Source organism: Xenorhabdus sp. SGI 60 (assembly GCF_056632175.1).
The window spans coordinates 1,981,097-1,991,520 of record NZ_CP196860.1 but is presented as its reverse complement, the minus strand read 5'-3'; the positions used below and the strand labels follow the sequence as shown (position 1 = coordinate 1,991,520).

At 46.2% G+C, this 10,424-nt stretch carries 6 protein-coding genes; 4 read left to right on the top strand and 2 right to left on the bottom strand.

Annotated elements, in window-relative coordinates; translation table 11 throughout:
• Window positions 1-33: 33 nt before the first annotated feature.
• Window positions 34-1,824 carry a ShlB/FhaC/HecB family hemolysin secretion/activation protein gene (locus ACSJJG_RS09345; protein ID WP_189759375.1) on the bottom strand — a complete coding sequence of 597 codons (1,791 nt, stop codon included), beginning with the start codon at window positions 1,822-1,824 and terminating at the stop codon, window positions 34-36.
• A 482-nt stretch (window positions 1,825-2,306) separates the two neighbouring features.
• Window positions 2,307-3,287, bottom strand: coding sequence for a helix-turn-helix domain-containing protein (locus ACSJJG_RS09340; RefSeq protein WP_481089187.1), 981 nt, complete (start codon window positions 3,285-3,287; stop codon window positions 2,307-2,309).
• 319 nt (window positions 3,288-3,606) lie between these two features.
• On the opposite strand from ACSJJG_RS09340, the gene ACSJJG_RS09335 reads away from it, so the two are divergent.
• From ACSJJG_RS09335 to ACSJJG_RS09320, 4 genes are read left to right on the top strand one after another with little or no spacing between them, the layout of a single operon-like run.
• Window positions 3,607-5,589 carry a TonB-dependent receptor gene (locus tag ACSJJG_RS09335; protein WP_481089186.1) on the top strand — a complete coding sequence of 661 codons (1,983 nt, stop codon included), beginning with the start codon at window positions 3,607-3,609 and terminating at the stop codon, window positions 5,587-5,589.
• Complete coding sequence (locus ACSJJG_RS09330) at window positions 5,586-6,857, top strand: MFS transporter (RefSeq protein ID WP_481089185.1); 1,272 nt, start codon at window positions 5,586-5,588, stop codon at window positions 6,855-6,857. Before ACSJJG_RS09335 ends, ACSJJG_RS09330 begins: the two co-directional genes overlap by 4 nt.
• A complete protein-coding gene (locus ACSJJG_RS09325; protein ID WP_481089184.1) occupies window positions 6,847-8,631 on the top strand; it encodes an ABC transporter ATP-binding protein in 1,785 nt (594 codons plus the stop codon). Before ACSJJG_RS09330 ends, ACSJJG_RS09325 begins: the two co-directional genes overlap by 11 nt.
• A 2-nt stretch (window positions 8,632-8,633) precedes the next feature.
• The gene (locus ACSJJG_RS09320; RefSeq protein WP_481089183.1) at window positions 8,634-10,406 is read left to right on the top strand and encodes an ABC transporter ATP-binding protein; all 1,773 of its coding nucleotides are present in this window, start codon (window positions 8,634-8,636) and stop codon (window positions 10,404-10,406) included.
• Window positions 10,407-10,424: the final 18 nt, after the last annotated feature.

Here is a 10,424-nt window from a genome sequence, read left to right as displayed (position 1 = left end):
ACACTTGTTTGTGATTAAGGATGAGCGTTGTTATCAAATTTCCAGATTGAAGCTGAAACCACCACTCACGCCTGGCGTATGAAAACCCGCGGGCTGGTAGAATGGCACGCCGGCAAACAGGTCATAACTGAGTCGGCGCCACAGCGTGCCGCGCACACCCAGGGCACCACCCGCCAGCTGATGCCCGACGAGATAGCGGGTGCCCGGTCCATCCACACGACCATAATCCACCGCCCCGTAAAGCTCGTGACCGCGCGACAGGACATTCCAGGCTAACTCATTACGCCAGAGCAGCCCTTTTTCACCGGACAGCATCTGCTCGCCGTCAAACCCGCGCACGGTATAACGCCCGGCAATCGCCAGCCTGTCCTGGGGTGTCAGCGGGTTTGCACTCCACTGCCAACGCACTTTGGTGTGATAACGCCAGGGCTGTGTGCCCCATTTAAAAGGCACATTCAGACTGATATCACCCAGGGCCATCCCTGTGCGGGCACTGCCTGCGTGATAGGCTTCTTCCGGTGCTGGCAGCGCACCGAAGGCGCCGGTTCCCCGCCGCCAGTTGATGCCGGCATCCAACGTGATGTTGCCGATGTAACTGCGCTGGCTTAAGCCTAACTCCCAGCCCGCAGTACGGCGGTGTTGTTGTGCTATTTCTATATTCCCCACGGCATTGGTGGAATGGCGGCGAAAGACCCGCAGATTGAGCGTGGTTTTATGTGACTGATTGCGAAATAACAGTCGGGACACCGTGAATTGCACATTCTCGCTTTTGCCACTGTAGGTCAGGGGTTCGTTCGCGTTGGCGATATTCTGGTGATAGGTATAGTCGTTGTAATTGGCAGAAAACGCCCAGTAGCCGAGCGGAAAGACGTAATTCACAGTACGGGCGCGGTTACCAAAGGGACCGGGCTCAAACAAATCCCGGCCGATATTGGCATAGAACAGATCGTTCTGGGCAAAAGGCGCATCAATCGCCAGGGTTACCGAACCCAGATAGCGGCCAGTGCTTTTGGCACCACTGTCATCGAGTCCCAGACTGAGCCGGAACGGGCGGCCCTCTTTCCAGCTGATCCGAAGGTCACTGGTCGCCTCCTGCTGACCGGGCTCGATTTTAATGTCGGCCTCCACACTGGGCACCCGTTTGAAATTCTCCAGCGCCTGCTCGATATCGCGCAAATTAAGGATATCCCCGGATGCGGCCGGCATCGCATTCCACAGCCGCCCACGCCAGGACACCGGCTCATCAAAGCGGATATTGGCAATGCGTCCAGGCTGGAGCGTCAGCGTCAGCACACCGCCAGTCAGATCCTGCTCCTGCACCATCACGCGGGTGGTGACATAACCTTTGGCTAGAATGGCATTCTGCACCTTGTTATTGACCAGCAAAATCCCCTGTCCACCCAAGCAACGCCCTTTGGCATCCTCTGCCGCGTCCAGTGCCCACTGAAAACGGTGGGCAGCGTCGCCCTCCAAACGTAACGTATTGATCGTAAAACAGGGATGTTCGTTAGCCGGATAATCAGGCTGGCGCACGCCGGGTCGAGTAAGCCGGACATCGGTATCCGGCGTCTGTTGCTGTTGTAGCGCGTGCTGCCTTTCCTGCTGCCGGAGTTGCTCCTGAGCATCCAGGGTCGCCGCACTTTGCATGGTGTTATCGGAAAAAGGCGCAGTAAGTCGCACCGAGGTTGCCAGACGTTGTTCTGCTATCTGTGATTGTTGTTTTTGCTGAATAAAGGGCGGATCATCGGCCTGTACGGGGGAGAATACAAATACAGTCCATCCGGCCAGCCCGGCTATTATGTAGCGGGAAGTTACCGTTGCCATAGTAAACCCATCGGATACGTAATTATTATTAAACAGTAATAAGGTAATTTTAAGATGAGGTATTATGGTCGGCGGAGGTTAATTATCAAGCTGCCCGATGGGATATTCATCACAATGGCGTAAATTCAGGCCATTTAACTCTAAAAATGCAACAATATGGCAATAAACCAACATAATCACAACACATTATGTGAAACATTAAGCAGATTAATTCGAGCTTTAAATTTACCCAAAACAAAAACGAAATGAATATGATTAAAAGGGATGATAAATAGGATGGATTACGCGTAAATCAGTAAGCGGCTTCAATATCCGCCGGTGTTTTGGGTAAGAGGAAAAAGATTCAAAAAATCCCCCGACTTTTTCTCAGGGGATTTGTGTATGAAAGAAAGATAGATAGATACATACGGGGATTAAGCGGAAAAGGCACCTATTTAACTAGTTAAACACCAATTAACAACCTTATGCCACATTCGAAATTTCTACTGACTTTCCGCTGTAATACTTTCTTTCAGTAATGTGTGATTCACGGCATATTTTGCCTGCCATGCTTTAGGGTTGATTAAGTAATGTTGCCGGAAACGTTTAGAAAAATGACTTGGGCTGGAATAACCCACCGCGGCAGCAACCTCAATGACATTCATCCCTTTCTTCAATAAATCCTCCGCTGTAGTCATACGAACGTTTTCCAGATATTGATGGAAAGTACGGAAAACAACCGCACGGAATCCCTCTTTTAATTTCCGCTCATTCAACCCCACTGCTCTTGATAACAATTTTATTGTCCAGGGGTAATGATAATCGTTATTAATTATTTTTATCGCATTGTAAACAGCACGGCGTTGCAATCCGCTAATCACATTATATTGGCAATCATAAAGTTGAGCTGTCACACAAGCGAGTATTTCTAACGCCTTTGCCTTTAAATAGACCTTTCTGACACTTCCATTTAATTGACATTCTTCTATTTGATTCACTATCTGCATAAAGGGGGGATAGATAGGGCAAGCCATCATCAAGGCATCACTATAACTCGCATTTTTTTCAAAACCAGCCGTTAATCTGGTAAACGATGGCAATTCCTGAGCTTCAATTTCGTTCAGAGAAAAACGGATATCGAGAATACGCCAGGTTCCGCAGCCAAAGAAATTCATACCCCGCGTCATCGTAGGCGAATAAAAAAATACCATCGTTCCCGGATTAATATCTAAAACCTCGCCATTCTCAATTGCCATTTTCCCCTTCCCACTGAGAACAAAAGCTATTGACACTGTTGGCGGTCCTTCACAATATTCTGTAAAATCTTGACTTAATTCAAGATGGATACGGTTGATGTGAATTCCATCAGATAGCTCCTCTGTTAGCAGTGAAGGCGTTGTGTTATTTTCCTCTGCGGGTGAATGCCTATTATTGCAATGGCCCGCTGCGAAAATCCCCAATGTCTCGCTATAGATCGTCTTCATGAAATCCCCTTAAAATTAGCATCAGACACCAACCATTTTAAAAAAACGCTTTCCACAATAAAAACAGCATGTTGTGCATATTAAAGACATTATTCTTTTATTTTATATATTTATATACTAATGTGAATATCACGCAATTTATCATTAATGAGAATCATTATCAATAGTACGCATCGCGCTATTTTTGTCCCTATCCCGTTAGCTCTTCTTTTCTATTCCAGTTAATTTCATCAGATATGTTTCCGGGTTTACCACACTTGTTTGGTTTACCACATTTGATCTTTTTAAAACATGATTTGGAAAGGCATAAAGAGTATTTATGAAAAAAAAATATGCTAAAGCGTCTGTCTTATGTTGTCTGATATCACCTGTTGTGGCCTGGGCGGAGCATTCACCTGAATCCACAGAAGATGTTTTGATTGTGACGGCTAACAAACGGGCAGAAGCATTAAATAAAGTTAATGGCAGCATTTTGGTAAAAACGGGTGAGGAACTTGAGCAAGCGGGTATCACCCAGGTACAGGATCTTGAACGTGCTTTCCCTGGCTTACAAATCCGCTCTCGCGGCAACCGAACCTACTCGGCAACCACAATTCGGGGTATCAGTTCACCCGATTACTATTCACCTTCCATTCGCATTTATGTTGATGGTGTTCCACAGGATCACCAGTTTCTGACACAAGAGTTAATCAATATAGAGCGTGTAGAATTATTACGTGGTCCCCAAGGCACTTTATATGGCGGGAACGCTCAAGCAGGTGTTATCAATATTATCACCCATTCTCCCAAAGAAGGCCCTTGGCTTAACCTTTCTGGTCATTATTCAAAGTTGAAACAAGGCGGTTCCTTCAGCGGATCAATGCCTCTTATTGAAGATATGCTTTATGGCAGCATGAGTCTACGCTGGGTAAAAGAGCCAGGACAAATTGACGCGCCAAATCGTGGTGATAAAAATATTGACTCCAGCAAAACCTGGCTCGGTAAAGGAAAACTGACATTTGCGCCAGAAGAATCCCCTTTCAGCGCAGAACTTAGCTTTGCCCATGAAGATCTCAACTCACATGAAGAACTTTATTTAACCGACGAACAGTTCCGTCGGAAAGAATATGCTGGCCCTATCCCGGATTTAACACGGCGCGTTAACAGCTATGCACTCAAAGCGGAATATGATTTTGGCAACAACGTATTAACCAGTGTCACCGCCTATCAGGATCGCGATATTTTCCGTGATTTTATCGGAGGTAAATGGAAAGAAAAACACCACGCCACAACCCAAGAGCTGCGTTTAAATTCCAAATACTCAAATGGGATTACCAGTGTTCTCGGTGGCTGGTTCTCAGATGAAACTAACAAACATCATACTAGTTATAATAATGCACATAACAAAATCAAAGGAAAATCGCTAGCCCTGTTCGGTGAGGTTAAATTACCCATTGCGTCTCAATGGGACCTTACCCTTGGTGGTCGTTTATCACATGAAAAGTCTCAGATCAATTATTCAGGATCTGACATCATGAAGATTGACGCTTTTGATAACCAAGTTTCCAGCAACGAATTTATACCTAAGGCAGCTCTGGGCTGGCAATTGACACCTGATAGCCGTTTCTATCTCTCTGCCACCAAAGGATACAAAGCGGGCGGATTCAACAACATCGTTTCTTCCATCAATGATAAAAAGCCTTACGATACCGAAACCTCAGACAATTATGAGTTTGGTTGGCATACCTCGTTCTTTAATAACGCAATGACATTAAACAGCGCGATTTACTACATCCGTTCCAAAGATAAGCAGATCTATGTTGGACCTATGGGTGGGCAATTTATCCGCAACGCCGGAAAAGCAGAAAGTAAAGGTATTGAACTGAGCAGCCAGATTAAGCCAATGCAAGGGCTTAGACTTTCTCTTGGTGGTAGCGTAGGTAAGTCAAATTTCACTGATACAACAAGTGGCGTAAGTTATAAAGGCAAACGCCTGCCTTATGCACCAGATGTCATGCTTAATGCAAGTTTCGACTATCTGATTGATCAAACATTGTTACCGGGTAACCTCTATTTCAATGCCGGCACTCGCTATTATTCAAAAAGCTACTTTGATGAAGCGAATACCCTTGAACAAGGGGGATATACTCTCTATGACGCGTCACTCAGTTTAGAAATGGATCATGGCATCAATGTCAAACTTTATGGCGAAAACTTAGGTAACAAACAGTACCGTGTCTCTAGTTTCCAGCTTATGGACGGTACGCACAGCATGATAAGTAAAGGCTTGAATGTTGGGCTGGATGTGAGCGTTGCACTATGATGCACAATACCTCACATCGCCGTCATATCTCGTTACTACTTTTGACTTTGGCTGGTGTTTACACCATCCAAAGTACCATTGGTATGTTAACGTTACAAAGTATGCCGGCATTTTTACGCAACCACGGCGTTACCCCAGATAAGATAGGTTTACTCTATCTATTGATGCTACCTTGGGCGTTTAAATTCTTCTGGGCTCCCATTGTAGAACGCTATCGCAAATCAGGTTCGGGGGATACTAACCCCCGCCGCCTTATGCTCTGCGGCAATCTGTTAATTGCCCTGCTTTTTGGTTCAATATCATTGGCAAAACCTGCTGAACATATGCCGCTCATTATCGCGGCTCTGTTTCTGATTACACTTTGCCTGACTGTGGTAGATACCACCACAGATGGTCATGCTATTGACCGATTATCACCACAGCATCGCCCCTGGAGCAACGTCATGCAGGTTGGGGGCAGTTATCTGGGGGCAATGATCGGCAGCGGCCTGTTTTTATATCTTACTTCATTGTATGGCTGGCACATTGGTGCAGGCATGTTAGCTATAGCGATCCTATTAATGACGCTGCCTGTTTTGTTCATTCGGAAAACGCAGGGGCAGGTAGAATCAAATGGATTAAAAACGCCAAGTACAGCATCTTCAAATCTATCTCAAAAACCATCGCTAAAGGATGCATTACGCCGTACTCCGGTTAAACAAGCGCTGATGTTAATACTGCTGTGTATGATTGGGACACGCCTGTCACTTGGTATGCTCTCCCCATTTTTAGTCGATCGCGGCGTAGACTTAACCCAATTAGGCATCATTGCTGCCAGTGGTGGTGCATTAGCCGGTTTATCCGGTGTCCTGCTTGGTGGCATCGTGGTACGTAAGTTAGGTGCCGTCCAGACATTATTGGCGGTAATGCTGCTTGAATGTCTGGTATTAGTCAGTATTTTTTGGCTTGCCCAACAACCAGAAACTCCCCTATCCCTGCTTTCAGCCGCATACGTTTTTATTACGTTAATCACCGCCACTAAATTTGTTGCCTTGTATACCCAAATGATGTCTCTGGCGGCAGGTATACAGTCTGGTGTGGATTTTGCGTTGATGCAATCCGCAGATATGAGCATTGCGATCATCTGTTCAATGCTGGGTGGATTGATTGTGACCAAAGCAAGCTATGCCTCCCTTTTCGCTCTTGCATCACTCTTCACCCTCGCAGGCTTGTTCTGGACATTACGTAAGCGCCACGATTTCCAAAAGGAAAACACCTATGCTCAGTAATGATCCTTCTGTTCAAAACTCTCCAGAGCAGCGAGCTGCTGACGCCGGTGTCATTAAGACATTGTGGACTATGATGCGCCCATACCGCACGCTGAGTTATGTTGCCATTGCGCTGGCTATTGTTTCCGCTGGCTTGCAAATACTGCCAGCGGCAATTGCCGGCCTGATTACCCAATCTATCTATGACGGACAATATGACACCTTACTGAATTACGGCATCATGTTATTAAGCTTTACCTTTGCCGCTATGCTGACTTTCAGTGGTTCAACGTTTGTCTCCCATTTGATCGCTGCCGATGTTCAGGCCGATATTCGTCGTCATATCAGCAATAAGTTGAAGTCTGTTCCCTTGGGCTTCTTTATGCAGACTGACAGCACTGAAATAAAGAAGATGATGTTAGATGACGTCGAACAGCTTGAGGATGGTATTGCCCACATTATTCCAGAAATGTCAGCAACCTTGTTCGGCCCATTGATTGCTCTGGGTGTGATGTTAGCCATTGACTGGCGATTAGCATTGGCCGCTTTCGCCCCAACGTTGGGTGCCTGCTTATTATTCATCTATATTCAGATGAAAGTTCAAACTACAACCCAGCGTTTTTACGCAGCCCAAAATCGTATTGCTTCGACAATGGGTGAAGTTATCAACGCAATTCCTGTAGTAAAAACCTATTCAGGTGGCAATATTGCACTACAGCGAGCCGAAGAAGCATTTACCGCGCTGACACGAATTATTGATGTTTGGGTTGAGAAAGTGCAGGTTAAATCCAGCCGATTTTTTGTGCTATCCAGTGCTAATTTGCTGTTTGTCCTCCCTTTAGCGATCTGGTTATTTAACCGACAAGAGATCACTTTATTTGAGTTCACTTTCTTTATTCTGGCTGCTATGGCATTCGGCAATATTGCGTCATCCATGTTCTCTGTAATGACACGTTTGCAGCAGCAAGAGGCGTTAATCACACGTTATCGTTGGCTAATGAATCAACCTGAATTAGCGCCATGTACTCAAAGCCAGGTTCCAGCCGATCATACTGTGACTTTGCATAATGTCAGCTTTTTCTATCAAGATAAGCAGGACAATGTCTTAAATAACCTCTCGTTTTCCGTCCCTGCCGGCAGTTCACTCGCTCTGGTCGGAGCCAGTGGTTCTGGTAAATCCACGATAGCCAGCCTGATTGCCCGTCTTTGGGACCCTCAACAAGGCAAAATTACTGTCGGTGGGGTTGATATCCGCAACATGGATGAACCCACGCTGCGTAATAACATCTCTTTTGTGTTCCAGCGGGTATTTCTGTTCAACGATACGATAGCCAATAATATCCGCTTGGCCCGTCCTGATGCTTCACAAGCTGAAGTTGAAGCAGCGGCCATCGCAGCACAAGCCCATCAATTTATCCAACAGTTACCACAAGGCTACAACACCGTGATTAACAACGGTATCAGCTTATCTGTAGGAGAAAAACAGCGTATCGCCGTTGCAGCCGCTATCCTGAAAAACGCCCCCATTCTTGTATTGGATGAAGCCACCGCCTATGCCGATCCCGAATGTGAAAAAGAGATGCAACAAGCACTCAATGCGTTATGCCGCAATAAGACAGTGATTGTTATCGCCCATCGTCTGCCAACTATCCGCCACCTTGATCAAATACTGGTCCTGGATAAAGGACACATCGTTGAACAAGGAACCCATGATGAACTGGTTGCACAGCAAGGCGCGTATGCCAAACAGTGGGCAGCCTGGCGGGGAGAAAATACCGGAACAGGAGTAAATTAATCATGGGGTTATTTAATCGTCTCCAACAACATCTGTCTGCAAAACTACAACGGGTTTGGTTTGGCGGGTTGTTATATAAACAACTTGATACCATTGCGATTATGGTTCAACTGGCTATCGCCGCCTGGGCTATCACTCATCTGGAAGAAAATCATCTGCAAGAAAGTGGCAACGCTATGCTGCCACTTATCACACTGACATTATTGGTTATTTTGCTGTTGTTGCGGTTCGCTTTTATGTCTCGCGCATTACGTAAACTCACCATTGCGGCTTATGGACTGGGGATAGAAATTCGTCGCGCTTTGCTGCAACGGCTTGTCAGTATGTCCGTAGCGACAATTCGCGGATTAAGTGCCGGAAAAATAGCCCTGACGTTATCCGAAGATGTGCAATGGCAGGAAAATCAATCAGCCTATACCACCCCACAAATCACCTGCCAGATTATGATGCTGACGCTTATCTATCTGACTTTATTCTGGTTCGATTGGGTGGTTGCTGGCTGTGCCCTATTAGTATTGATGGTTGGATTACTGATTCTGGGTGGTATCCGGCAAAAACTCAATGAAATACTGCGTCGTCGGGCTGCAATGATGGCTGATGTCTCCGAAGCAATCGTAGAATATGCTCAGGGTATGGCTTTTATTCGCGCAGCGGCTGCTACCACAACGGTAGAACAACGTTTTGACCAAAAAATTGAACAACTACGTGCCGCATTCCGCCGTGGAATATTCAAAAGCATACCGTTGCTGAGTCTGTTCTACATCATTATTGATACCAGCGTGGTTGTTGGCATTCTGGCCGGAGCTTTACGCTTTAATGAAGCACTCACTCTTCCTGAGATGCTGATCACTATTCTATTGTTGTTCGCCACGATTACCCCTTTACGCGGGATCATTCCCCTGCTCAACGTGACCGCATTGACACAAGTCGGTGAAACACATATTGCAGAGATAGAAGCGATTGCAACGCAAACTTCCGGGCCATTAGCCGCACCAAATAAATATGATGTTGAAGTTAACAACATCTCATTTAGCTACCCAGGTACTCACCAGCCAGCTATCCAGAACGTTTCATTTTATGCACCACAAGGCAGTATGACCGCCATTGTAGGACCAAGTGGCAGTGGTAAATCCACGTTGGCCTACTTATTACTCTCTTTCTATCAACTGGATAAAGGTGAAATCCGTTTGGGTGGGAACCCTATTCATCATTACCAGACTCAAGCGCTGTACGACACCGTCACAATGGTATTCCAGGAAACCGCACTATTTCAGGATACTGTCGCCAACAATCTCCGTTTGGGTGATCCGAATGCGACACAGTCAGAGCTGGAACAGGCTGCCCGCCTCGCCAACATTCACGATACGATTATGGCATTACCGCAAGGGTACGATACACCTTTAGGTGTGGATGGCGGTACGTTGTCTGGCGGGGAGCGCCAACGGCTTGCCATTGCTCGCGCAATCCTAAAACAGTCCCCGGTTCTATTCCTGGACGAGGCAACAGCGTCGCTGGATCCCGAAAATGAGCGATTGATACAAGAAGCATTTGATTCTCTCACTCAGGATAAAACCGTTTTTGTTATCGCTCATCGTCTGAGCACGATAACCCGTGCTGATCAAATATTGGTCATGGATCATGGAACCCTCTGTGATAGCGGTACACATGATGAATTACTGAAGCGTTGTCCGCTTTACCAATCCCTTTGGAAAAATCACCTTGGCTCAGAAGAGCATTGGCACTTACATCCCAGTATTCACTTAAATAAGGTGTAACACATCCATTTGATTTAT

Bases quoted from the DNA above. Each gene is read 5' to 3' on its own strand.
- ACSJJG_RS09325 (WP_481089184.1), top strand. From the start codon at position 6,847: ATGCTCAGTAATGATCCTTCTGTTCAAAACTCTCCAGAGCAGCGAGCT.
- ACSJJG_RS09345 (WP_189759375.1), bottom strand. From the start codon at position 1,824: ATGGCAACGGTAACTTCCCGCTACATAATAGCCGGGCTGGCCGGATGG.
- ACSJJG_RS09340 (WP_481089187.1), bottom strand. From the start codon at position 3,287: ATGAAGACGATCTATAGCGAGACATTGGGGATTTTCGCAGCGGGCCAT.
- ACSJJG_RS09330 (WP_481089185.1), top strand. From the start codon at position 5,586: ATGATGCACAATACCTCACATCGCCGTCATATCTCGTTACTACTTTTG.
- ACSJJG_RS09335 (WP_481089186.1), top strand. From the start codon at position 3,607: ATGAAAAAAAAATATGCTAAAGCGTCTGTCTTATGTTGTCTGATATCA.
- ACSJJG_RS09320 (WP_481089183.1), top strand. From the start codon at position 8,634: ATGGGGTTATTTAATCGTCTCCAACAACATCTGTCTGCAAAACTACAA.